This is a genomic window from Plantibacter lichenum, assembly GCF_050587525.1.
Taxonomy (GTDB): Bacteria; Actinomycetota; Actinomycetes; order Actinomycetales; family Microbacteriaceae; genus Plantibacter.
This window is the reverse complement of the sequence record NZ_JBOBFT010000006.1, coordinates 137,288-161,919: the sequence shown is the minus strand read 5'-3', so window position 1 is coordinate 161,919 and position 24,632 is coordinate 137,288. Positions and strand designations below refer to the sequence as shown.

Annotated in this window: 19 protein-coding genes and 1 tRNA gene; 14 read left to right on the top strand and 6 right to left on the bottom strand. The window is 68.3% G+C overall.

Annotation, left to right across the window (positions count from 1 at the left end):
* The first annotated feature begins 51 nt into the window (after positions 1-51).
* The 7 genes from mmsA (at position 52) to ACQ3HB_RS10200 (ending at position 10,281) form a co-directional block, all read left to right on the top strand.
* Positions 52-1,560 carry a multiple monosaccharide ABC transporter ATP-binding protein gene (gene mmsA, locus ACQ3HB_RS10230; protein WP_430920034.1) on the top strand — a complete coding sequence of 503 codons (1,509 nt, stop codon included), beginning with the start codon at positions 52-54 and terminating at the stop codon, positions 1,558-1,560.
* 128 nt (positions 1,561-1,688) lie between these two features.
* A complete protein-coding gene (gene mmsB / locus ACQ3HB_RS10225) occupies positions 1,689-2,837 on the top strand; it encodes a multiple monosaccharide ABC transporter permease (protein WP_430920033.1) in 1,149 nt (382 codons plus the stop codon).
* A 97-nt stretch (positions 2,838-2,934) separates the two neighbouring features.
* The gene (locus ACQ3HB_RS10220) at positions 2,935-4,620 is read left to right on the top strand and encodes a hypothetical protein (RefSeq protein WP_430919941.1); all 1,686 of its coding nucleotides are present in this window, start codon (positions 2,935-2,937) and stop codon (positions 4,618-4,620) included.
* A 103-nt stretch (positions 4,621-4,723) separates the two neighbouring features.
* On the top strand, positions 4,724-6,436 hold the full coding sequence (gene araB / locus ACQ3HB_RS10215) for a ribulokinase (RefSeq protein ID WP_430919939.1): 1,713 nt from the start codon (positions 4,724-4,726) through the stop codon (positions 6,434-6,436).
* Positions 6,433-7,194: an L-ribulose-5-phosphate 4-epimerase gene (locus ACQ3HB_RS10210; RefSeq protein WP_430919938.1), complete on the top strand. Its 762-nt coding sequence runs from the start codon at positions 6,433-6,435 to the stop codon at positions 7,192-7,194. The genes araB and ACQ3HB_RS10210 overlap by 4 nt, the downstream gene beginning before the upstream one ends.
* On the top strand, positions 7,191-8,708 hold the full coding sequence (araA, locus tag ACQ3HB_RS10205; RefSeq protein ID WP_430919937.1) for an L-arabinose isomerase: 1,518 nt from the start codon (positions 7,191-7,193) through the stop codon (positions 8,706-8,708). The genes ACQ3HB_RS10210 and araA overlap by 4 nt, the downstream gene beginning before the upstream one ends.
* A gap of 331 nt (positions 8,709-9,039) precedes the next feature.
* Positions 9,040-10,281, top strand: a complete 1,242-nt coding sequence (locus tag ACQ3HB_RS10200; protein ID WP_430919936.1) for a multidrug effflux MFS transporter — start codon at positions 9,040-9,042, stop codon at positions 10,279-10,281.
* Between the two features lie 103 nt (positions 10,282-10,384).
* Here ACQ3HB_RS10200 and ACQ3HB_RS10195 read toward each other — a convergent pair whose 3' ends face one another.
* On the bottom strand, positions 10,385-10,771 hold the full coding sequence (locus tag ACQ3HB_RS10195; RefSeq protein WP_430919935.1) for a YchJ family protein: 387 nt from the start codon (positions 10,769-10,771) through the stop codon (positions 10,385-10,387).
* 134 nt (positions 10,772-10,905) lie between these two features.
* On the opposite strand from ACQ3HB_RS10195, the gene ACQ3HB_RS10190 reads away from it, so the two are divergent.
* The 3 genes from ACQ3HB_RS10190 (at position 10,906) to ACQ3HB_RS10180 (ending at position 15,402) form a co-directional block, all read left to right on the top strand.
* Positions 10,906-11,646, top strand: coding sequence for a phosphatase PAP2 family protein (locus ACQ3HB_RS10190; RefSeq protein WP_430919934.1), 741 nt, complete (start codon positions 10,906-10,908; stop codon positions 11,644-11,646).
* A gap of 247 nt (positions 11,647-11,893) precedes the next feature.
* Positions 11,894-13,168 (top strand): saccharopine dehydrogenase family protein, encoded by a 1,275-nt coding sequence (locus tag ACQ3HB_RS10185; RefSeq protein WP_430919933.1) that lies wholly within the window; start codon positions 11,894-11,896, stop codon positions 13,166-13,168.
* 341 nt (positions 13,169-13,509) lie between these two features.
* Positions 13,510-15,402, top strand: a complete 1,893-nt coding sequence (locus ACQ3HB_RS10180) for a helicase HerA-like domain-containing protein (RefSeq protein ID WP_430920032.1) — start codon at positions 13,510-13,512, stop codon at positions 15,400-15,402.
* Between the two features lie 180 nt (positions 15,403-15,582).
* On the opposite strand, the gene ACQ3HB_RS10175 is transcribed toward ACQ3HB_RS10180, so the two are convergent.
* Complete coding sequence (locus ACQ3HB_RS10175) at positions 15,583-16,524, bottom strand: aminoglycoside phosphotransferase family protein (protein WP_430919931.1); 942 nt, start codon at positions 16,522-16,524, stop codon at positions 15,583-15,585.
* A 34-nt stretch (positions 16,525-16,558) separates the two neighbouring features.
* On the opposite strand from ACQ3HB_RS10175, the gene ACQ3HB_RS10170 reads away from it, so the two are divergent.
* Positions 16,559-17,203 (top strand): GNAT family N-acetyltransferase, encoded by a 645-nt coding sequence (locus tag ACQ3HB_RS10170; RefSeq protein WP_430919930.1) that lies wholly within the window; start codon positions 16,559-16,561, stop codon positions 17,201-17,203.
* 42 nt (positions 17,204-17,245) lie between these two features.
* Here ACQ3HB_RS10170 and ACQ3HB_RS10165 read toward each other — a convergent pair whose 3' ends face one another.
* Both ACQ3HB_RS10165 and ACQ3HB_RS10160 read right to left on the bottom strand, forming a co-directional pair.
* A complete protein-coding gene (locus tag ACQ3HB_RS10165; protein ID WP_430919929.1) occupies positions 17,246-17,809 on the bottom strand; it encodes a hypothetical protein in 564 nt (187 codons plus the stop codon).
* Between the two features lie 438 nt (positions 17,810-18,247).
* Positions 18,248-19,471, bottom strand: coding sequence for an FAD-dependent monooxygenase (locus ACQ3HB_RS10160; RefSeq protein WP_430919928.1), 1,224 nt, complete (start codon positions 19,469-19,471; stop codon positions 18,248-18,250).
* A 134-nt stretch (positions 19,472-19,605) separates the two neighbouring features.
* On the opposite strand from ACQ3HB_RS10160, the gene ACQ3HB_RS10155 reads away from it, so the two are divergent.
* Both ACQ3HB_RS10155 and ACQ3HB_RS10150 read left to right on the top strand, forming a co-directional pair.
* Positions 19,606-20,229 carry a MarR family winged helix-turn-helix transcriptional regulator gene (locus tag ACQ3HB_RS10155; RefSeq protein WP_430919927.1) on the top strand — a complete coding sequence of 208 codons (624 nt, stop codon included), beginning with the start codon at positions 19,606-19,608 and terminating at the stop codon, positions 20,227-20,229.
* Between the two features lie 215 nt (positions 20,230-20,444).
* Entirely contained in the window at positions 20,445-21,377 is a 933-nt protein-coding gene (locus ACQ3HB_RS10150) for a nucleoside hydrolase (protein WP_430919926.1), read from the top strand.
* A gap of 107 nt (positions 21,378-21,484) precedes the next feature.
* Here ACQ3HB_RS10150 and ACQ3HB_RS10145 read toward each other — a convergent pair whose 3' ends face one another.
* Entirely contained in the window at positions 21,485-22,489 is a 1,005-nt protein-coding gene (locus tag ACQ3HB_RS10145) for a LacI family DNA-binding transcriptional regulator (protein ID WP_430919925.1), read from the bottom strand.
* 243 nt (positions 22,490-22,732) lie between these two features.
* On the opposite strand from ACQ3HB_RS10145, the gene uriT reads away from it, so the two are divergent.
* Positions 22,733-24,151 carry a uridine transporter UriT gene (gene uriT, locus ACQ3HB_RS10140; RefSeq protein ID WP_430919924.1) on the top strand — a complete coding sequence of 473 codons (1,419 nt, stop codon included), beginning with the start codon at positions 22,733-22,735 and terminating at the stop codon, positions 24,149-24,151.
* 284 nt (positions 24,152-24,435) lie between these two features.
* On the opposite strand, the gene ACQ3HB_RS10135 is transcribed toward uriT, so the two are convergent.
* A tRNA-Ser gene (locus ACQ3HB_RS10135) sits at positions 24,436-24,523 on the bottom strand.
* Positions 24,524-24,632: the final 109 nt, after the last annotated feature.

Here is a 24,632-nt window from a genome sequence, read left to right as displayed (position 1 = left end):
ATCACGTCGAAGGAGACCACGGTGTCAGGGGAAACGACCAACATTCTGGCCATGCGCGACATCACGAAGACCTTCCCCGGGGTCAAAGCGCTGTCGAGCGTCACGCTCGACGTCAGGCGCGGCACGATCCACGCGATCTGCGGGGAGAACGGCGCCGGCAAGTCGACGCTCATGAAGGTGTTGAGCGGCGTGTACCCGCACGGGAGCTACGACGGCGACATCGTCTTCGAGGACGAGATCGTCCAGTTCAAGGACATCCGCGATTCCGAGGCCAAGGGCATCGTGATCATCCACCAGGAGCTCGCGCTCAGCCCGTACCTCTCGATCGCGGAGAACATCTTCCTCGGCAACGAGCTGAAGAACGGACTCGGGCTCATCGACTGGAACCGCACGAATCGTGAGGCCGCGGCGCTCCTCGCGCGGGTCGGCCTGCGGGAGAACCCGACGACGAAGATCCTCGAACTGGGCGTCGGCAAGCAGCAGCTCGTCGAGATCGCGAAGGCCCTGTCGAAGCGGGTGAAGCTCCTCATCCTCGACGAGCCGACGGCCGCGCTCAACGACGAGGACTCCGATCACCTGCTCGACCTGATGCTGCACCTCAAGGAGCAGGGCATCACATCGATCATCATCAGCCACAAGCTCAACGAGATCAAGAAGGTCGCGGACACGGTCACGGTCATCCGCGACGGCAAAACGATCGAGACGATCGTGAAGACCGACGTGACCGAGGAACGCATCATCAAGGACATGGTGGGGCGGGACCTCGAGCACCGATACCCAGACCATACACCGAACATCGGTGAGGAGATCCTGCGAGTCGAGGACTGGACGGCGCATCACCCCCAGGACCCATCGCGGGTCATGGTGGACGCCGTCAACCTCAACGTGAAGGCCGGCGAGATCGTCGGCATCGCGGGCCTCATGGGCGCCGGTCGGACCGAGTTCGCGATGAGCCTCTTCGGCCAGTCCTACGGGAGCCGGATCAGCGGTCGGGTGTTCAAGCGCGGAGTCGAGATCAAGACGCGTTCCGTCTCCGAGGCGATTGCGAACGGCCTCGCCTACGCGACCGAGGACCGCAAGTACTACGGCCTCAACCTCATCGAGGACATCAAGCGGAACATCTCGATGGCGTCGCTCACGAAACTCGAGACGGCGGGCCTCGTCAACGACAACGAGGAGTACCGCGTCGCCGAGGGCTACCGGAAGAGCATGAACATCAAGGCACCGAACGTGCTCGTGAAGACCGGCAAGCTCTCGGGCGGCAACCAGCAGAAGGTCGTCCTGTCCAAGTGGATCTACTCGGATCCGGACGTCCTGATCCTCGACGAACCGACCCGCGGCATCGACGTCGGCGCGAAGTACGAGATCTACACGATCATCAATCGACTGGCGGCGGAGGGGAAGGGCGTCATCGTCATCTCCTCGGAACTGCCGGAGCTCATCGGGATCTGCGACCGCATCTACGCGCTCAGCGAGGGTCGTATCACGGGCGAACTGCCCATCGCGGAGGCTCACCCTGAGGCCCTGCTCACGCTCATGACCATGGAGAAGCCGCGCTAGCGCGGTCGCCAACGGATCGACAAGGAACCCACGACATGTCAGACCTGGACACGAAACCGACCGAGTCCGCCGCCGCCGGCAGCCTCATCAACCCCGTGCAGAATCGGTTCACGAGCCGCCTCACGCACATGCTGAGCGACCTCGGGAAGAACGGCATCTTCATCGCCCTCATCCTCGTGGTCGTGTTCTTCGCGATCATCACCGACGGCATCCTCCTGCGCCCGCAGAACATCTCGAACCTGATCGTGCAGAACGGGTACATCCTCGTCCTCGCGATCGGTATGGTGATGGTGATCATCGCGGGGCACATCGATCTCTCGGTCGGTTCCGTGGCGGCGTTCGTCGGCGCGGTGTCGGGCGTCTTCGCGGTGCAACTGCAGTTCCCGTGGTGGTTGGCGATCGTGCTGTCGCTCGCGATCGGCGCGCTCGTCGGCGTGTGGCAGGGATTCTGGATCGCGTACGTCGGCATTCCGGCGTTCATCGTGACGCTCGCCGGCATGCTCATCTTCCGCGGCCTCGCGCTCGTGGTCCTCGGCAACGCGAACATCGGTTCCTTCCCCGGTGAGTACCGTGCGCTCGGCAACGGATTCCTCGGCGGCGTGTTCGGCGACTTCCCGATCGATCCGCTCACGCTCGGCGTCGGTGCCCTCGCGGTCGTGGCGCTCGTGGTCCAACAGGTGCGGATGCGCGTCGGCCGCCAGAAGTACGGGCAGGAAGTGGAACCGTTCGCCTGGTTCGTCGCGAAGCTCGTCCTCATCGTCGCCGCCATCGGCTTCTTCGTCTACGCGCTCGCCGCGTACAAGGGCATCCCGGTGACTCTCATCGTGCTCGCCGTCCTCGTGCTCGTCTACGGCATCGTGATGAACCGTTCGGTCTTCGGCCGTCACATCTACGCGATCGGCGGCAACCGCCATGCGGCAGAACTGTCCGGCATCAAGACGCGCCGGGTCGACTTCCTCCTCTTCGTCAACATGGGATTCCTCGCGGCGCTCGCCGGTCTGATCTTCACCGCACGACTGAACCTCGCAGGCCCGAAGGCGGGTGACGGGTTCGAACTTGAAGCGATTTCCGCCGCGTTCATCGGCGGTGCGGCGGTTCAGGGCGGCGTCGGCACGATCGGCGGTGCGATCATCGGTGGTCTCATCATCGGCGTCCTCAACAACGGCATGTCGATCATTGGCCTCGGCATCGAATGGCAGCAGGCCGTGAAGGGGCTCGTGCTCCTCCTCGCCGTCGCGTTCGACGTGTACAACAAGCGCCGGAGCGGCGGACGCTGACGGCCGGGCCGTGGGCTCGGTTCGCGAACCTTCGCCTGTGCCCTCTGAGCCGCTGAACGCTGATCTCCCGACCCCGAACCCGATGGGCAGCCACAACATGACGGACGAACGAGCACCGGCGCTCACGATCGAGGCGGTCGACGTGTACCTCGCACGACGATGCGTCGCGTCCGTGGCCGGCTTCCGCGTCGCCGCGGGAGAGGTGCGAGCGCTCGTCGGTGGGGTCGATGCGTCCGCGTTCGTCGGTGCGCTCGCCGGCTCGGTCGCCGGCGCCGGGGCTGGTGCGAAGCTGGTCGGGGGGAGCGTGCTGCTGGGGGCGACCGTGCATCGTCCGGGGTCGCGGTCCGCCGCGAAGGTGGCAGGCATCGGCTTCGTCTCGAGCGGGTCCGGCATCAGTCCGTACCAGTCGGTCGGGGAAAACGTGCTGCTCGGGGTGGAGCGGCCGGCACGGTCGCTGTTGCAGATGTTCGGCGGTCTGCTGCGAAGCGGCCGTGGCGTCGAGTCGCGCGTGCCCGACGCCGTCCGGGTGCGCTCAGCCCTCGACCTCGTCGGGTTGGAGCTCGACGCCGCCGCGCCCGCCACGGCCTTGGACCGCCTCGGACGACGGCTCGTCGAGCTCGCCCGGGCTGTGCTGGGATCGCCGACCGTGGTCCTCGTGGACGATGTCGGGCTCGCGTTGAGCGATGCGGAATCGCGCCGTTGGCACAGTGCCCTCGTCGCCGTCGCCCGCTCGGGGCCCGCGATCGTCGTCGCCACGGGAACGGTGACCGGACTCGCGGCGTATGCGGACCGGGCGACCGTACTCGGCGCAGACGGGCCCGAGATCGACCTCCGCGATGTCGGTGATGGACGCGATCTCGACGCGAATGAGGCGTCTGCCGAAGCAGCCGTGCTCGAACGACTGGCCGCGCGGGCCGATCAGCTCGCCCGGACTGCTCGGCCCGACGCGTGGGGTGCTGGAGCCACGACGTCATCGGTTGCTCGTGGCATCGCATCGTCCGTCTTCTCCGTCCGCGGCTGGCGGGTGCACCACCCGGCCGATGAATCCCTCACGGTCGTCGACGGCCTCTCCTTCGACTGTGCACCCGGCGAAGTGCTCGGTCTCTTCGGCCCGCTCGACGGCGGAGCGATGGAGGCCGCGACCAGCTTCTTCGGTGCCTCGTACGGTTCGGCGGTCACCGGGACCGTGCTCATCGACGGGGATCCGGTCGATGTCTCCACCATGGATCGCGCACGCGCCGCCGGTCTCGTCTTCACGACGGAGCACCCCATCCGCTTCGACCTGTCCTTCATCGGCGGCGTCCCGTCGAGCGTGTCCTCGGAATCGCTCATCAGGATGATCGCGATGGGCGTTGCCGATCGGCATCGCGCCTACCCCGCGACGACCGTGCCGACCGGACTCGTGTCCGTCATCCCCGGTGCGCATCAGGGCCCGTCGGCCGCGCAGTTCACGGACACGCTCCGGTCGATGCTCGACGGCCCGATGCGGGTCGTGGTCCTGGGGGAGCCGCTCGGCGGCGGCCTCGCAACCGGTGCGGGCGTCGCCGGCGACATCGGTGAGGCGGAGCGCGCGGCGAGGCTCGACGCCATCGCCTCACTCGCGGCCGGCGGCCAGGCCGTCGTCGTGGCGAGCGCCGATCCAGCGGTGCTCGCGGCGTGCAGCGACCGCGTCCTCGCCGTCAGAGCAGGTCGAGTCGTCGGGACCACGCACGACCAGCCGACGGCTCCCGATGCACGTCCCACCCCCGGCGACATCGTCCGGGCGATGGGCGGGTGCGCGTGAGGGGCACCCGCCTCCCGCGCCTGTCCGCGCCGGATCGCCGGACCCGCCCGCGCCCAGCCGCCAGACCACTCGTTCCCAGCAGACCTCCCGAGGAGCAGCACCCGTGACCGACCACTCCGAACCCATCGCTGGCTCAGTCGCGCCCGCGGTCACCGACCGATACGTGATCGGCGTCGACTTCGGCACGCTCTCCGGCCGTGCGCTCGTCGTCCGGGTCTCGGACGGCGCAGAACTCGGCTCGGCGGTCCACGACTACGCACACGGAGTCATGGACACCGCGCTCACCGTTCCCGGTGCAGGCGCCGACGCGAAGCTGCCCCCGGACTGGGCACTGCAGGTCCCGGCCGATTACGTCGAGGTGCTCCGTACTGCGGTCCCGGCCGCGGTCCGTGCCGCGGGGATCGACCCGACCGCGGTCATCGGCATCGGCACCGATTTCACGGCGTGCACGATGATCCCCGTGCTCGCGGACGGCACACCGCTGAACGAGATCCCGGCGTACGCGGATCGGCCCCACGCCTACGTGAAGCTCTGGAAGCACCACGCCGCGCAGAGACAGGCCGATCGCATCAACGCCCTCGCCGCCGAACGGGCGGAGTCGTGGCTGCCTCGGTACGGCGGGCTCATCTCGAGCGAGTGGGAGTTCGCGAAGGGCCTGCAACTCCTCGAGGAGGACCCGGAGCTCTACGAGCGGATGGACCACTGGGTGGAAGCGGCGGACTGGATCGTCTGGCAGCTCACCGACCGTTACGTGCGGAACGCCTGCTCGGCCGGGTACAAGGGCGTGTACCAGGACGGCGCGTATCCGAGCCGGTCCTTCCTCGGCTCGCTCAACCCGGACTTCGCCGACTTCGCGGATGGCAAGGTGGCGCACGAGATCGGCCGACTCGGTGCTGCTGCCGGCGCTTTGAGCGCGCGCGCCGCGGCGTGGACGGGACTGCCGGAGGGCATCGCCGTCGCAGTGGGCAACGTCGATGCGCACGTCGCCGCACCCGCCGCCCAGGCCGTGCACCCCGGCCAGATGGTCGCGATCATGGGCACTTCGACGTGCCACGTCATGAACGGCGACGTGCTCGCGGAGGTGCCCGGGATGTGCGGTGTCGTGGACGGCGGCATCATCGACGGCCTGTACGGGTACGAGGCCGGCCAGTCCGGGGTCGGCGACATCTTCGCCTGGTACGTCGAGAACCAGGTGCCCGCGCGGTACACGGACGAGGCCGCGCGGCTCGGCATCGGGATCCACGAGTACCTCACGTCTCTCATCGCCGACCAACCCGTCGGCGCTCACGGCCTCCTCGCCCTCGACTGGCACTCCGGCAACCGCTCCGTACTCGTCGACCATGAACTCACAGGGCTCGTCCTCGGCCTCACGCTCACGACCCGAACGGAAGAGGTCTACCGGGCGCTGTTCGAGGCGACCGCCTTCGGGACACGTACGATCGTCGAGACCTTCGCGGCGTCGGGCGTCCCGGTCACCGAGTTCATCGTCGCGGGCGGTCTGCAGCGGAACCCGTTCCTCATGCAGGTCTATGCGGACGTGCTGCGGATGCCCATCTCGATCATCGGGAGCGCTCAGGGGCCGGCCCTCGGGTCGGCGATCCACGCAGCGGTGGCGGCAGGTGCGTATCCGGACGTGCCGACGGCGGGCGATGCGATGGGCTCCGTCCATCGCGCCGTCTACGTCCCGGACGCGCTCGCATCCGACGCGTACGACCTGCTGTACCGCGAGTACACGATCCTGCACGACACCTTCGGTCGCGGCGGTCGCGGCGTGATGCACCGGCTCAAGCAGCTCCGACGAGAGGCAGGCGCATGAGCACCTTCGCCGCGGAGGTCGAGGTCGCGATCGCCAGGGTCCGGGCCGATGTCGCCCGACTCCACGGTGAGCTCACACGCTATGGGCTCGTCCAGTGGACGGGCGGGAACGTGTCGGGTCGTGTGCCGGGGGCGGACCTCTTCGTCATCAAGCCGTCTGGTGTCAGCTACGACGACTTGGCGCCGGAGAACATGATCGTCTGCGGCCTCGACGGGAACGTCATCGACGGCACCCCGGGGGCCGACCGATCGCCGTCGAGCGACACCGCGGCACATGCATACGTCTATCGGCATATGCCGGAAGTGGGAGGCGTCGTCCACACGCACTCGACCTACGCCGTGGCGTGGGCGGCCCGCGGAGAACCGATCCCCTGCGTTATCACGGCAGCCGCCGACGAGTTCGGCGGCGAGATCCCCGTCGGCCCGTTCGCGATCATCGGCGACGAGTCGATCGGGCGCGGCATCGTCGAGACGCTCACCGGACATCGGTCGCGAGCGGTACTCATGCGGAACCACGGACCGTTCACGATCGGCACGGACGCGCGCGACGCCGTGAAGGCCGCCGTCATGGTCGAGGACGTCGCGCGCACCGTGCACATCTCCCGCCAGCTCGGTGAGCCGACCCCTCTGCCTGCCGAGGCCATCGACGCGCTCTTCGACCGCTACCAGCATGTCTACGGTCAGACTCCGCACGCAGTACCGCCTGCATCCGCCGCGCCCCTCTCCGAACCACTCCCGCCCGAAAGCAGAAGCAGATGACGAAACCCACCACGACGCTCGACGGCTACGAGGTCTGGTTCCTCACCGGCAGTCAGACCCTCTACGGCGAGGAGACGCTGCGGCAGGTGGCGGAGCAGTCGCAGCAGATCGCCGCCGAGCTGGACGGCGCTCCCGACGTGCCGGTCCGCATCGTGTGGAAGCCCGTCCTCACCGAGCCGGAAGCGATCCGTCGCGCAGCCCTCGACGCCAACGCGGATGACCGGGTCGTCGGTCTCGTCGTCTGGATGCACACCTTCTCTCCGGCCAAGATGTGGATCGCGGGTCTCGACGCGCTGCGCAAACCGCTCCTCCACCTGCACACGCAGGCGAACGTCGATCTGCCGTGGAGCGAGATCGACTTCGACTTCATGAACCTCAACCAGGCAGCTCACGGTGACCGCGAGTTCGGGTACATCCAGACGCGGCTCGGCATCTCCCGGAAGACCGTCGTCGGGCACGTGTCCGACGCGCGGGTGCAGCGAGCGGTCGGCACCTGGCAGCGGGCGGCGGCCGGATGGGCGGCGACCCACGAGTTGCAACTCGCCCGCTTCGGCGACAACATGCGTTTCGTCGCCGTCACGGAAGGCGACAAGACGGAGGCGGAGCTGCGCTTCGGCGTGCAGGTCAACACCTGGGGGGTGAACGAGCTGGCCGATGCCGTCGCCGCCGTCGACGAGACGGCGATCGATGCGCTCGTCGCCGAGTACGAGGCGCTGTACGACGTCGCTCCGGAACTGCGGTCGGGAGCTGATCGGCACGACTCGTTGCGGAACGGCGCCGGAATCGAACTCGGCCTGCGCTCGTTCCTGGAGCAGGGCGGTTTCGGAGCCTTCACCACGAGTTTCGAGGATCTCGGGGCGCTCCGACAACTCCCGGGCCTCGCCGTGCAACGACTCATGGCGGATGGCTACGGTTTCGGTGCGGAGGGCGACTGGAAGACGGCGATCCTCGTGCGCGCCGCATCGGTCATGGGCGCCGGCCTGCCTGGTGGCGCGTCGCTCATGGAGGACTACACCTACCACTTGGAGCCCGGCAACGAGCTCATCCTCGGCGCCCACATGCTCGAGGTCTCCCCATCCCTCACGGCCGCTCGTCCGACGCTCGAGGTGCATCCGCTCGGCATCGGCGGCAGGGAGGACCCGGTCCGGCTCGTCTTCACGGCCGATCCCGGTCCGGCCGTCGTCGTCGCGATGAGCGACATGCGCGACCGCTTCCGCATCGTCGCGAACGTCGTGGACGTCGTCGAGCCGCTCGAAGCCCTCCCGAAGCTGCCCGTCGGGCGCGCCGTCTGGCGCCCGCAGCCGGACTTCGCGACGTCCGCAGCCGCGTGGCTCACGGCGGGCGCCGCGCATCACACGGTCATGTCGACGGCGGTGGGGATCGAGGTGTTCGCCGACTTCGCGGAGATCGCCGGCATCGAGCTCGTGGTCATCGACGAGTCGACGACGCTCCCAGCCTTCCAGCGCGAGTTGCGCTGGAACAACGCCTACTACCGTCTCGCCCAGGGCTTCTAACCGTCCCACCTGCTCCGAGCTCGCGAGGGGTCACAACGTGCGGGTGCAAGCGGGCAGCACCCGCACTTTGCGACCCCTCGGCGGCTGGGAAGAGGGACCTGACGATGGGTGGCAAAACGGTTGCAGACCGGCGACGGGCTGATACGGTTGGTTGTCCGCATCGAATCGATTCGAGTCAGAGTGACGATCTGACCGGCACGGCGACGGACGACATCCGCCGGGGCCGCGACGACGCACGGCTCGATCGGACTCCACGGCGCAACAGGCCAGCGGTGTTCGATGCGCCCCAGCGGCGACCATCGATCACCCTCGCTCGCTAGGAACAGAACACTTGACCACCGCCGGCATCACCGTCGTCCACCCCGGAGACTCGCTCTCCGGCCGCCAGAGACTCGTCTACATCCTCGTGCTCGGGGCGCTCACCGCGCTCGGGCCGTTCACGATCGATCTCTACCTCCCGGCATTCCCCGTCCTCCAACAGGAGCTCGACGTGCCGGCGAGCCTCATCCAGCTGACCCTCACCGGCACGACCATCGGGTTCGCGGTCGGCCAGTTGTTCATGGGGCCGTGGAGCGACAAGGTCGGTCGCCGCCTGCCGCTCATCCTCGCGACGAGTGTGCACATCGCCGCGTCCGTCGGTGCCGCGTTCGCTCCGGACATCGCCTGGCTCGCCGTCTTCCGCGTCCTCCAGGGCGCCGGTGCCGCCGCCGGTGGTGTCGTTGCGATGGCGATGGTCCGCGACCTGTTCGGCGGGAAGCCGCTCGTCCGGATGCTCTCGCGTCTCGCGCTCGTCAACGGCCTCGCGCCGATCCTCGCTCCCGTCATCGGCTCGCAGCTGCTGCAGTTCATCGACTGGCGCGGACTGTTCGTCTTCCTCGCGATCTACGGCCTCTTCGTCGTCGTCGCGGTGTCGCTCTGGATCGTCGAGACGCTGCCGCCGGCGCGTCGTCAGGACGCCGGCCACAGCACGGCGCGCGACCGCTATCGATCGGTGTTCAGCGACCGTGTCTTCGTCGGCGTCGCCATCATCGGCGGGATGAGCTTCTCCGGCCTCTTCGCGTACCTCTCGTCCTCGTCGTTCCTCTTCCAAGAGGTGTACAACTTCGATGCGCAGGAGTACGGCCTGCTGTTCGCCGTCAACTCGATCGGCATCGTGATCGGTGTGCAGGTGTCGTCGCGGCTCATGCGTTGGTACGGCCCGCAGTGGATCCTCGCGGTCACCACCCTCGTTCAGCTCGTCGCGGCGCTCACGATCGTGGTGCTGACCATGGCGGACGTTGGGCTGATGGGCGTCCTCGTGCCGCTGTTCTTCTTCATCATGGCTGCCGGGTTCGGCTTCCCGGCGGTACAGGTGCTCGCGCTCGTCAACCACGGGCATGAGGCCGGTACGGCTGCGTCGCTCCTCGGTGCGCTCAACTTCGGGCTCGCGGGAATCATCTCGCCGATCGTCGGTGTGCTCGGCATCGGCACGGCCATCCCGATGGGTTCCGTGATGGCGGCGACCGCGCTCGTGTCGGTCTGCGCGCTGTGGTTCATCGTGCAGCCGAAGCGGGTGCCCGCGCTCGCGGGGTAACCTTCCTGCTCGGCTGCTCGCGTGTGATTCGGTGCGCAGTTGTGGCGGGTGTCGGTGACGACGACCCACCACGACTGCGCACCGAACGGAGTGGCGTCCGCCTTTACAGCGCGTCGACGTAGAACCAGGCGCCGTGCTCCTTCACGAAACGACTCGTTTCATGCTGGGCGCCGGCGCCGTCGGCATCGCGATACCTCGCCTCGAACTCCACGACGCCCTCCGTGTCGAGCATGCCGCCGCGCGACGTCGACAGGATGTCCAGACGGAACCAGCGGATCGACGGGTCGAGATCCATGGTCCGCGGGCGGGTCGACCGATGCCACGAGGCCAGCAAATAGTCCGCGTCGCCCACCGCGAAGGCCGAGTAGCGCGAACGCATGAGCCGTTCCGCGGTCGGCGCGACCGCATCGCCCCGGTGGAATCGCCCGCAGCAGGCGCCGTAGGTCTCCCCGCTGAGGCACGGGCATCGGGAGTCGTCTGCGAGGGGCACACCCCATTATCGAACGGGTGCCGTGCGGATCGGTTGCGGGGCCCGGCCCGGCGGAGCGGCGCGCCGCGCATATCCGATGACCATCGGCCGCGCCACCCGGGGTGTCTTCAGGGTGAACACGGCATGATGGGCAGATGACGGGGACCGAATCGAACGAAGGCCAGCCGCTCGAACCGAGGGCGGCGGGGGCCGGTGACGAGGTCCATCCTGACCCGGTCGTCGCCTCACGCATCTCGCGCCGGTGGCCGCTCTACAGCGGACTGACGGCGGTCGTCCTCGTCCTCCTCCTCGGACTCCTCATCTACATGCGCGGACCGAACTCGCCGTTCGGCTTCGACGAGGAGTGGATGTCGGAGATGCTCGAGGCCCGTGGGCCCGTGCTCGAACAGGCCGCGTTCTTCATGAACGTGCTGGGCGGCGGCATCATCGCGATCTTCGTGGTCCCGCTGGCGTTCATCGCGCTGCTCCTGATCCTCCGAAGGCCGTGGGCAGCGCTGTACTTCGCCCTCGCCTCTGCGGCGAGTGCCGGCGTCGTCCAATTGCTGAAGAACATCGTGGGTCGATCGCGGCCGGAGGACATCCTGGTCAACGCCGATTTCGGCTCGTTCCCCTCCGGGCACAGCGCGAACGCGGCGACGATGGCGGTGGCGCTCGGCATCATCTTCCCGCGCATCTGGGTGTGGGCCGCCGGCCTCGCGTACACGCTGCTCATGATGCTGTCGCGCACCTACCTCGGCGCGCACTGGCTGAGCGACACGATCGGCGGCCTGCTGCTCGGCATCGGCATCGCACTCATCCTCGCCGCGCCGTTGCTGTTGCGCCTCTCGAGGGAGCCGCGACCTCGAAGGCCCAGGCCCGCTGCGGTCGCTTCCTGAGCTGTGGCCGGCCGCCCGGCCCCTCCCGACTCCTGCGTGGTGTGTTCACAACTCAGGAGCGTGGCGGCGTGTCGCGCTGCCTCATCGGCGCGCCGCGTACGACACGCCGCACCCGTCCTGAGTTGTGAACACGCGCGCACGCCGGGACACACCGGGGGAGGGGCGGGGTCTTCCTGGGGCGATGGACGCCGCGGGACAGTTCGTCGGAATCCTGGCGCGGCCGGGACCGCAGCGGTAGCGTGACGCCATGAGAATCCTCCTCGTCGGCGCCGGGGGCGTCGGAGACGCCATCGCCAAGATCGCCGCCCGCCGCACCTTCTACGAACGCATCGTCGTGAGCGACTACGACCGGTCGCGGGCGGAGCGCACGATCGCCTGGATCGCGGGCAAGCACGGTGCCGATGTCGCCGCTCGGTTCGTCGCAGCGCAGGTCGACGCATCGGATCCCGACAGCGTCAGTGCCCTCGCCCGCGAGCACGAGGTGACGCACGTGATGAACGCGGTCGAGCCGAAGTTCGTGCCGACCGTCTTCGCGGGCGCGCTCGCCGCAGGGGCCGACTACCTCGACATGGCGATGAGCCTGTCGGAGCCGCATCCCACCGATCCGCACGCGCAGACGGGGGTGAAGCTCGGCGACGACCAATTCGCGCAGGCGGGCGATTGGGAGGCGGCCGGGCGGCTCGCGCTCGTCGGCATGGGTGTGGAGCCCGGCATGTCCGACGTCTTCGCCCGGTACGCCGCCGACCACCTCTTCTCGGAGATCGACGAGCTCGGGGTGCGCGACGGAGCGAACCTCGTGGTGCGCGATGACGAGGGCAATGAGATCTTCGCGCCGTCGTTCAGCATCTGGACGACGATCGAAGAGTGCCTGAACCCGCCCGTCGTCTGGGAGGAGGACACCGGCTGGTTCACGACCCCGCCGTTCAGCGAGCCGGAGGTGTTCACGTTCCCGGAGGGCATCGGCGACGTCGAGTGCGTCAACGTCGAGCACGAGGAAGTGCTGTTGATGCCGCGCTGGATCGACGCGAAACGCGTGACGTTCAAGTACGGGCTGGGGGAGGAGTTCATCGGCATCCTCCGCACCCTGCACCAGTTGGGGCTCGACTCGACGTCGCCCGTCCGGGTGCGTTCGGCGAACGGTCCGGTGGAGGTCGCGCCGCGGGATGTGGTGGCGGCATCGCTCCCGGATCCCGCCTCGATCGGTCCGCGCATGACCGGCAAGACGTGCGCCGGGGTGTGGGTCACCGGCAAGGGTCGCGACGGCGAACCGCGCGAGGTGTACCTCTACCACGTGAGCGACAACGAGTGGACGATGCGCGAGTACGAGGCGCAGTGCGTCGTGTGGCAGACGGCGTTGAACCCGGTCATCGCGTTGGAGCTCCTGTCGACCGGTCAGTGGTCCGGTCGTGGCGTGCTCGGTGCGGAGGCGTTCGACGCCGTCCCGTTCCTCACGCTCATGGCGGCTTCCGCGGCCGAGGGCGGATACGACCAGCCGTGGCACCTCGACGAGCGCACCCGCTAGCCCGCGCCCCATCCCCAACTCGCCTCTGCCGAGGGGTCGCAAAGTGCGGGTACCGCCGGCATCCGACCCGCACTTTGCGACCCCTCGCGAGCCGGGGGAGGGGCGGGTAGGCTCTGGGCATGACGCCACCGGAGACTCCCGACATCGCGGCACTGCAGGCCGCCGCCGCGCACGCACAGGCCGAGCTCGAAGCAGCTGAGGCGCAGGCGGCGCTCGCCGCAGCGAGGGTGAAGGCCGCGGCCGCCGTCGCAAGCGCCGGAACGGCAGATTCGTCGAGTGCCGGTGCCGATGTGAGCGGTGCCGATGTGAGCGGTGCCGATGCCGGAGCGAGCGATGAGTCGATGCCCGCAGCACCCGCAGACGATGCTGCCGGTCCCGAGGCTTCGACTGGTGCCGCTGAACCGGCCGCGGTCCAGACCGAGACCCCCGCTGTCACGGCGAGCGAACCCACGGTCTCAGCGCCTGCCGCTGCGCCAACCGGAGCTCCCGACTCGGGTACGGCCCCAACCGCCGACACCCCAGCAGGCCCAGACACTGCGGGCACCCAAGCAGCCGCCGCGCCCGCCACGGACGAGACGCTCACCGCCGCCACGATCGGCGCGGGACCGCTCGGCCTCGACGACGTCCTCAAGATCCGGGACGGCTACGTCGTGAAGGGCCCAGCGCTCGAGATGGGCGCCCTCATGAACACGGACCCGCTGCCGGGCGTGCAGATCCGCATCCCGCTCGGCATGATGAACCGCCACGGCCTCGTCGCCGGCGCGACCGGCACGGGCAAGACCCGCACGCTGCAGGGGCTCGTGGAGCAGTTGTCGGCGAACGGTGTGCCTGTGTTCGCGGCGGACATCAAGGGCGACCTCTCCGGCATCGCCACGCCCGGTGAGGGCAACGAGAAGCTCCTCGAGCGCACGAAGGCGATCGGCCAGGACTGGACGCCAGCAGCGACTCCGACGGAGTACTTCGCGCTCGGCGGCCTCGGGAAGGGTGTGCCGATCCGCGCGACGATCGCCGGTTTCGGACCGATCCTGCTGAGCAAGGTCCTCGGCCTGAACGACACGCAGGAGTCGAGCCTCGGCCTCGTCTTCCACTACGCCGACAAGGCCGCACTTCCGCTCCTCGACCTGAGCGACCTCCGCGCCGTCCTCACGTTCCTCGCGAGCGACGAGGGTAAGGCGGAGCTCAAGGATCTCGGCGGACTGTCGAGTGCGACCGTCGGCGTGATCCTGCGGGAGCTCATCACCTTCGCCGATCAAGGAGCCGACGTGTTCTTCGGCGAACCGGAGATCGACACGGCCGAGTTCATCCGCCTGGACCCATCGGGCCGCGGCATCGTGAGCCTCCTCGAAGTGCCCGGAGTTCAGGACAAGCCCGCGCTGTACTCGACGTTCCTGATGTGGCTCCTCGCGGACCTCTTCAACACGCTTCCCGAGGTCGGCGACCTCGACAAGCCGAAGCTCGTCTTCTTCTTCGACGAGGCGCATCTGCTGTTCAAGGACGCGTCGAAGGACTTCCTCGCGCAGATCACCCAGACCGTGCGGCTCATCCGATCGAAGGGCGTCGGCATCTTCTTCGTCACGCAGACGCCGAAGGATGTGCCGAGCGAAGTGCTCGCGCAGCTCGGTTCGCGCGTCCAGCACGCCCTCCGCGCGTTCACCCCGGACGATGCCAAGGCGCTCAAGGCAACCGTCTCCACGTATCCGAAGTCCGGCTACGACCTCGGTGAGGTCCTGCAGTCGCTCGGCACCGGTGAAGCGGTCGTGACGGTCATGAACGAGAAGGGTGCGCCGTCGCCGGTCGCCTGGACGCGTCTGCGGGCGCCGCAGGGGCTGATGTCGCCGTCGCCGGATGCCGCGATCGATGCCGCGGTCGCGTCATCGCCGCTCCTCGCGAAGTACGGGACGCCGATTGATCGCGAATCCGCGAGGGAGATCCTCACCGCCAAGCTCGAAGCCGCGAATCAGGCGACGGCGGTCGCTGAGGCCGAGGCCGAGCGGCAGAAGATCGCCGCGGAGCTCGCGAAGCAGCAGGCCGCGGCCGACAAGCAGCAGGCGGCCGCGCAGAAGAAGGCCGATGCCGAGTACGAGAGGCTCCTGCGGAAGACCGCGGGCACGACCCGTCGCACGTCCGCGAAGCAGCCGAAGAGTCCGCTCGAGGAGATCTTCAACTCGAAGGCGACGCAGTCGATCCTGACGGGTGTTGTTGAGGGCATCTTCGGCACGAGAAGACGTAAGTGAGCCGCGCAGCGGGAAAAAAGAACAGCACGAGAAGACGTAAGTAAACGCGCAGCGGGAAAAAAGAACAGCACGAGAAGACGTAAGTAAACGCGCAGCGGGAAAGAAGTACAGCACGAGAAGACGTCAGTAAACGCGCAGCGGAAAAGTAGTACAGCACGAGAAGACGTCAGTAAACGCGCCCTACCTCCGCACCCGCGCGAGCGCCAGCTCGGCGAGCGACCCGCCGCCGATGATCTCCGCGGCGCGGTCCGCTCGTCCGTCAGTGACGTGCCAGGCCGCGGACAGGCCGCTCCATGCGATGATCCACTCGAGGAGTTCGCCGCGGTCGATTCGCGCGCGTGCGCTCACGAGCGCGACGCGGTCGAGGAACAGTTCGGGGTCGGCCGCAGTCGCCGCATCAGGGTTGCAGAAGATGTTCGTGTAATCGAAGGCGCGATGGCCGATGATCGCTTTCGGGTCGATCGCACGCCAATCGCCTGCCGCGAATTCGAGGACGTTCTTATGGTGTAGATCGCCGTGGAGAAGCACGATGTCCTCGTGCGAGGTGGCGGACAGTCGTCGGTCGGCTGCCTCCCAGGCACGCGTCCAGAACCCGCCGTCATCGTCGGGGTGCGCCGCAGCTCGTGTCGCCAGGTCGCGGAACCAGGTGCGCAGTGGCACCGGTTGGGCGGGCAGCGTCCGTTCCGTCGGTTCCTCGGGCCGCGCCGCGCTGCTCACGTGGTGGCCGGATCCTGTCCCGCCGCCCACGCGCTCGTCCAACCGTCGGAGCGCCGCGGCGGACCCTGCGTGCAGGGTCGCGAGGGTGTCGCAGAGGATGCCGACGGCATCGAGGTCCCGTCCGTCAGCGGTCAACGCTGCGAGGTCGCGACCGCTCACGGCACGCTCGACGACGACGGCGTGCTCGTCGGCCTCGAAGACCTGCGCCGCTCCATGGCCGTCCCACGCGGCCAAGACGAACCCGCCGAGCGCCTCCTCCTCGACGAAGGCGACCTTCAGCATCGCCGGCCGGCCGTCGTGGAGGACGGGCAGCAGCTCGCTCGATCGGGTGGAGAACCGTTCGCCGTCCGGGACGAGGCCCCATCGGTCGACCGACTCCTGCATGTTCCCCGGCGCCCACCTCATTCGGCCAGCGTACCCGCGGGGCTAGGCTTGCGGAGTGACCGAGATCCGCGCGTATCGCCCCACAGACCATGACGACGTGTACCGCATCTGTGTGGAGACGGGCGATTCCGGTACCGATGCGACGGGCCTGTTCCGCAATGACGACCTGTTGCCGGACATCTACGCGGGCCCGTATCTCGTGCACGATCCCGACCTCGTCCTCCTCGTCGACGACGGAGACGGCGCGATCGGCTACGTGCTGGGTACCGCAGATAGCGCGGCCTACACCGAGTGGTTCCGTACCGAGTGGTGGCCGACCGTGGCCGACAAGTATGCGGCGTCCGCTGCAGCGGGAGCTGCCGATGCCGGTCCTGCTGCCGACGGTGATTCCGCTCCACCCGTCTCCGAGCGGGAGGCGTCCATCATCGCGTCCGCAGCCGACTTCGAATCCGCCCCAGCCGACATCGTCGAACGGTACCCGGCGCACCTGCACATCGACCTCCTGCCCGTGACGCAGGGACAGGGGCTCGGCCGCCAGCTCATCGAACGGTTCACCGAGGAGCTGCGCGAGCGCGGCGTCCGCGGCGTGCACCTGGGCGTCGACCGTCGGAACACGGGAGCGCACCGTTTCTACGAGCGGACGGGCTTCACGCGCGTCGGCGATCCCGACGGTCCGGTCTGGTACGCGAAGGAACTCTAGGCGGTTCCGGTTGGATGACCCGGGCGACTGGAGCGGGTCGCCTCAGAGGATCTCGGGGCGTGTGAACGGCAGTCGTCGTTCGGCCCAGTTGAGCAGTCCGGGGTGCTCCGTGCGCAGCTCGGTCATCGTGAGTGAACGTTTGGGCCGTTCGATGGGTCCGTCGTAGGCGGCGACGAGCGCATCGATACTGTCGCGGCTCCACAGATCGCTGCGCATCCGCAGGAGCGGGCGGTCGTTGGCATCGCATACGAACAGCTGTGCGGTGGTCGTCGAGGATCCGGGATCGCTCAACTCGAAGAGGATCGTGCGGCCGATGTCCTGGCGGCGGATCACGGTCGTCGGTCCGAAGAACCGACGTTCGGTGAACCCGTCGTTCCCGGCGACGATCTTGCGGCGTGCGGCCAGGACGCCCATGCAGGCGAGCACGGCGAGGCCGATGCAGCCGACGACCACGACCCAGATCTTCGCGTCGCTGAAGTCTGGTCCGGTGAGCCAGAACGAGACGGCCCAGACGGGTACCACGAGCACGATCGTGCTGACGACAGCGCTCCGGAACGTCTTCGAATGGGGTCGGACGACGACGTGTGAATCGTCTCGCTCAACCATGGTCCCCGCCTTCCCCAGAGACCATCGTGGCCTGGGGCCCGGTCCCACACAACCCGCCTTGTGGGGGACAAGTGGGTCGAGTGACCCACATTGGCGGTTTTCCGCGGTTCATCGGAAAACGGATGTCCGAAACCGAGTGAAGTCTGTCCGTTTCGCCGTACCTCGGGGTGGGGTCAGCGCGATGCGCTCGCGCGTACGCGGTGCTGCGCCGCCGGCCCGGGTCGTATCCGGGGCGCGACCGCGGCTCGGACCCGCGCTCACGCCGTCCAACGACTCTGTCCCATGAGCCCGCCGCTGCGTAGGAACTGCCGAGGTGAGGCTTCCGGTTGCTCACGGGCTCCCGGGACAACCGGAAGCCTCACCTCGGCGCAGGGGGCCTCGGGCGTGCGGGGAGCGGGACACGGGGAACTCGCCCGCGCGGCCGAGACGCACCGAACCTCAGGCGCGCGCCGCGAACGCCGGGTAGTCCGGCAGTGACACCTCATCGGCGGGCGGCGAGAAGAAACGACCACCGATGCGCGACACGACCGGATTCGCCGCGACTGCCAACGCGGCATTGAAGAGTGCGATCCCCGCACGCGACTTCGGGTTCGCGAGTCGCGGGGCACCCGGCGGCAGCTGCTGCGCCTTCTCGACGTACGGCCGCATCACGCGCTCGTAGGCGGCGAAGGCATCGCGATGATCGGCATGGGTCGCCAGCTCGCCCGCGAGCACGTACGCGCCGACGAGGGCGAGGCTCGTCCCCATCCCGCTGATGGGCGATGCGCAGTAGCCGGCATCGCCGAGCAGCGCGACGCGGCCGTGCGTCCACCGCGGCGCGTGCACCTGCCCGATCGCTTCGAAGTACATGTCGGTCTCACCGTCGAGCGCGGCCAGGATCCGCGGCGCCTCCCAACCGACATCGGCGAACTTGCGGCGGAGGACGTCCTTCTGCGCCTCCGGGTCGAGGCGCTCGTACCCCTGCGGTTCGGACAGGAACGAGAACGTCGCGCGCGTCGTTCCCACGTTGTCCGGGCGGAGCGTCATCGTCCGGCCGCCTGTCGCGTTGTGCCACCTGGCCCATGCGCTGTCCGTCTCGGCGCGCGGGATCGTCAAGTACGCCGTGTACATGCCGAGCTGGCGGATGCGGGGTTCGCCGCCGAAGACGAGTCGACGGGTGGATGATCCGATGCCGTCGGCCGCGACGACGACATCGGCGGTGCGGTCTTCGCCGTGGTCGAAGCTCGCGGTGACGGAGCCACCGCCCTGGTCGTTCGCCGGGGTCTCCCGGAGGGCGGTGATGCGGTCGCCGAACACGTAGTCGGTCGAGCCCTTCGTGGCCTCGACGATGATGCCGGCGAGGTCGCCGCGGAGGATCTCGACCTCCGCCGTGGGACCGGCCGTGTCGGAGGTGCCGGCCGGGAAGGCGGCTTTCACCCGGTCGCGGGCGTCGACGAACCGCACGCCGGCTTCGCCTGTCGTCGCGGCTCTGACCTCGTCCTCGATCCCCATCCGCCGCGCGACCTCTCGGCCGGCACCGCGCACGTCGACGTTCTGTCCACCTCGGCGCAGTTCAGGTGCGCGCTCGACGATCGTGGTCTCGATACCCGCGCGATGCAGCCAGAACGCGAGAGCGGGACCGGCGATGCTGGCTCCGGAGATGAGGACGCGGCGAGTGGTCATGGGGCTCCGTCTGGGGTCGTGGGGAGATGGGTGCTCGCTTCGGATCGTGTGTGACCTCGGCGACGCCTCGCATCGGTAATCGTGAGTGTTGATTATCAATGAGATTAGCAAGTTCGAGTATTACCATGGGGGACATGCCTGTCAACCCGACCGACGATCGCAATGAGCGTGCGAGCGATGGCGTCGGCCGGTCCGCGCGCGCGGTTCGACATGAACACGAGGATGGTGACGGTCGTGCGAGTCGCGACGATCGTGTGAGTCGTGACGATCGTGTGAGTCGTGACGATCGTGCGGCCGCTCGCCGCGACGGTCGGCCCGTCGAGGAGGGCGACATTCGGGCGAGGCTCCAGCAGCTCACGATCAGGCAGCAGCGGTTCGAGCGTGCCGTCGCTCAGCAGCTCGACGTGGATGCCGCCGGACTGGATGCCATGGATCACCTCCTGTCCTCCGGGCCCTCTACCCCGACCGAGCTCGCGCATCGCCTCGAGATCTCGACCGCGGCGATGACCCTCGTCCTCAATCGACTGGAGTCCGCGGGGCACATCCGGCGTGAGCGGCATCCGTCCGATGGGCGGAAGCTCGTCGTCACCGCGTCCGAGGAGTCCGCAGAGGAGGCGCACGGGCGGGTGGCCCCGCTCATCGAGGGGGTCGAGGAGCTCATCGCGTCGATGGGTGATGCCAAACTCGCGGTCGTCGAGGGCTTCCTGCAGAGTCTCGTGCAGATCTACGACGACGCGACTCCCGCGACCCCGGCCTGACCCCTGCCTGCCCCGTCTGTCTGTCTGCCTCGCCCCTCCCCGTGATTCCGCCGAGGTGAGGCTTCCGGTAGTTTTTGGGCGCCCGGACCAACCGGAAGCCTCACCTCGGCAGTACTCGACGACGATGGGCGGACGCGTTTTGACGGCGGGCGGAGTTAATGCAATCGTTTACGCAAAGGAGCCCGTCTCCGGGCCCTGAGACGAAGGAGTGTCCCATGCCCACCCCAGTGATCCTCGACTGCGACCCCGGCCACGACGACGTGTTCGCCATCTGGCTCGCCGCCGGAAACCCCGACCTCGACCTCAAGGCGATCACCACGGTCAGCGGCAACGGCTATCTCGAGCACACGACCATGAACGCTCGCATCGCCTGCACGGTCGCCGGCATCGAAGGCGTCCCGATCTCGGCCGGCGCAGCGAAACCGCTCGAACGCGAACTGGTCCCCGGCGCCTGGATCCACGGCGAGAACGCGCTCGGCGGCCCGGTCCTCCCGGAGCCGACCGTGCCCGTCGACCCGCGCACCGCCGTCGAACTCATCGCCGACGTGCTCCGCGCATCCGACGTACCCGTCACCCTCATCCCGACCGGCCCGCTCACCAACATCGCCATGTTCCTCGCAGCCCACCCCGAGCTGCGGTCGTCGATCAAGGAGATCATCTGGATGGGCGGCTCGACGGGCCGCGGCAACGTCGGTGCCTACCCGGAGTTCAACGCGTGGGCGGATCCGGAAGCGGCGGACATCGTCGTGCGCTCCGGCATCCCGTTCACCATGGTGGGCCTCAATATCACCCACCAGGCGCTCATCACCACCGACGTCATCGAGCGGATCGGTGCGATCGGCAACGAGACGGGTGCGTTCGGCGTTGACCTGCTGCGGTTCTTCTGTGCGTCCTACGACGCCGTCGAGGGGATGCCGGAAGGCCCGCTCCACGATCCGGTGGCGGTGGCGATGGCGATCGATCGCGCGGTCGCGACGACGCAGCGCACCCGCATCGACGTGGAGACGAAGGGCGAGCACACGTCCGGCGCGACGTCGGTCGACCTCCACGACATGCTCAAGCGCGAGCCCAACGCCGACGTCGCGCTGCAGCTCGACGTGGCCAGGTTCTGGTCGCTCGTCGAGTCCGCGATCGCCACGCTCAAGTAGCCGCCCGCCCCTGACGACCCCTTCTTCCCGGCTCGCGAGGCGTCGCAGATGGCTCGTGCACGGGGGTCGGACTAGCCATCTGTGACACCGCGCGAGCTGAGGAGGGGTCAGCGCTGCGTGGACTGCCGGACGATCAGTTCCGGAGCGATGCGGCTGTAGATCGTCGGTGCGTCGCGTTCGCTCGATCGGCGGACGAGCGCGCGCGTCGCCTCGCGGGCGAGTTCCGCGAACGGCTGCACCACGGTCGTGAGCGGCGGATCCGCGATCTCCGACAGCATCGTCCCGTCGAATCCGGTCACGAGGATGTCGCGCGGCACGATCACGCCGGCCCGTTTGAGTGCGGTCACGAGGCCGATCGCGATGAGGTCGTCGCCTGCCACGACGGCGTCGGGGAGCGCTGGCCTGTCGAGGAGCACCTGCGCCGCCTGCTTGCCGAACTCGAGCGTGAACTCGTCCAGGATGTGCTCCTGCGTCGCGAGGCCCCGCCGGGCCGTCGCCCGCTCGAAGGCGCTCCGGCGTTCCCGCCCTGCGGAGGTGGTCGCATCGGAGGCGACGAGCGCGACCGATCGGACGCCCTGCTCGACGAGGTGGTCGATGATGAGGTCCATCGCGAGTTCGTTGTCGACGCCGATGAAGTCGGTCTTGATGCCCTCGACGCGGCGGTCGAGCTGAACGAGCGGGGTCGTCGCCGACGCATCCTCGAGCGCCTGGGCCGAGTGCTCCGCATCGGACGGGACCACGATCAGCCCCTCGACGCGACGGCCGACGAGCAGCTGCAACCGCCGGGACTCCCGTTCCACGAGCCCGTGCGAGTCCGCGATGATGAGCTCGAGGTCGTGATTCTGCAGTTCGTCCTCGATGGACTGCACGAGCTGCCCGAAGAAGGGGTTGCCGATGACGGGCACGACGAGCCCGACGGATCGGGCAGTGCCCTCGCGGAGCGCGCGGCCGATCGTGTTGACCTGGTAGCCCATTCGCTCCGCAGTGCGCTTGACATGCGCGATCGTGCCCTTCGAGACACGGTTCTTGCCGGTCAGTGCGCGCGAGGCGGTGGCGATGGAGACGCCTGCTGCATCGGCGACGTCCTGTAGACGGACGATCTCTCGTGCCACTCCGCGCCTCCGTCCCCGTTGATTGCCACATCGGCGATCTCTAGGATACGGTGTGGGTAATCGTTTACGCAGAATGGCCCGAACGAGCGTGTTTTCAACGCTCGACCCCCGACGGTCGTCTCGCCCCGAACGGCACCGGTCGGCGTCCTGAGGACCCGACCCATGTCACGATGAAGTGGAGACAGCAATGCCCCAATCCGACTCGCGTTCACCCCAGCGCGTAGCAGCGACGGGAGCCCGTTCATGACGGACGTCGTCACCCCTCCGCGCACGGCGGTCCGCGTCGGCGCGCTCATGGCCGCACTGCTGTCCGCGTGTGTCGCCTTCCAGCTGAACGCAAGCATGCTGAGCCCCGCGCTCGTCACCCTTGAACATGCACTGGACGCGACGAGCTCGCAGATCGCGATGACGCAGACCGCGTTCTTCACCGCCGCCGCGCTCTTCACCCTCTTCCTGCCGCGCCTCGGCGACCTCATCGGCCGTCGCCGTGTCCTCATCGGCATGCTCGTCCTCATGGCGATCGGCTGCGTCATCGCTGCTCTCGCGACGAACGTGACGATGCTGCTCATCGGCCGCATCATCCAGGGCGCTTCGGGCCCGGTCGTGCCGCTGTGCCTCATCATGCTGCGCGCCGTCGTCACGGAGCCGCGGAAGTTCGGCACGCTGCTCGGCGTCCTCACCGCTGTCAACGGCGGCATCGCGGGTGTCGACGCCCTCGCAGGCGGGTACCTCGCGACCAACCACGGATTCGAGTCGATCTTCTGGACGATGACCGTCGTCGCCGGCATCGCAGCGGTGCTCGTGCTCGTGTTCGCTCCGGAATCGAAAGCCGCGCAGACGTCGAAGATGGATTGGGCGGGAACCGCGCTCATCGTCGTGTCGGTGGGCGCCCTGCTCATCGCCCTCAACGAGATGGGTCGACTAGCCGACGCCGATTGGGTGCTCGTGATCGTCCTCGTCGTCGTGGGCGCCGCATCGTTCTGGGGTTTCTGGCGCACCGAATCGCGTGTGGCTGCCCCGCTCGTCGCGATCGAGCAACTCAAACAGCGCTCGACGTGGGCACTCGTCGCCACCTCGCTCCTCACTCTGACCGGCGTGTTCGCCGTGATGAACGGCATCGTCCCCGCCCTCGCCCAGGATCAGACGGTCGGGCTCGGGATGAGCGCTGAAGAGGTGTCGTGGTGGATCCTGATGCCGTACGCGCTCGCGGGTCTTCTGATGGGGCCGATCAGCGGACGACTTGCGGCGACGTTCGGCTACCTGCAGATGCTGCGCGTCGGACTCGCGGGAACCGTCGTCGGGATCGGGCTCATCATCCTCAACGTCGAGACCGACATCCGCCTGGTGCTGTTGCTGCTGTCGATCGCCGTCGGCATCACGTATGCGGGCATCGGCAACATCATGCTCAACGGACTCGGCGTCGTCCTGTCACCGAAGGAGAGCCCCGGGTCGCTGCCCGGGCTCAACACGGGCGGCATCAACCTCGGCGCGGGGCTCAGCTTCGTGGTCATCTACGCGGCGAAGGATGCGTTCACGACGGGCGATGCGGCATCACCCGCCGGGTATGTCGCGGGTCTCGTGGCCGGAGCGGTCATCATCGGTGTCGCGCTCGCGATGTCGTTCCTCATCCCGCGGCCCGTCAACGCCGAGGTCAGGCGCTGACGTGGCGCTGACGTGAGCTGAGCTCGCTGCAACAACGAAGCCCCGGACTTGTGTGGTCCGGGGCTTCGTCGTGCGTTCGTCGGCGGCAGCCTCGGGATTCGGACCCCGTCTGTGGGTGCTGTGCGGTGACGGGGTTGGAACACGAAAGCCCCGGGCCGTGGCGGTCCGGGGCTTCGTTGTGTCGGCGGCAGCCTCGGGATTCGGACCCCGTCTGTGGGTGCTGTGCGGTGACGGGGTTGGAACACGAAAGCCCCGGGCCGTGGTGGTCCGGGGCTTCGTTGTGTTGGCGGAGAATGGGGGATTCGAACCCCCGAGGGCGTTAACCCAACACGCTTTCCAAGCGTGCGCCATAGGCCACTAGGCGAATTCTCCTGGCCGGCTGTTCCGTGGAACGGCCTCAGAGCATACTACCGGTTCTGGAGACGTGCTCGTGCCACCCTGCCCCGACATCGTGCTCCGCCCCCGCGTTTCTGCCACGTTC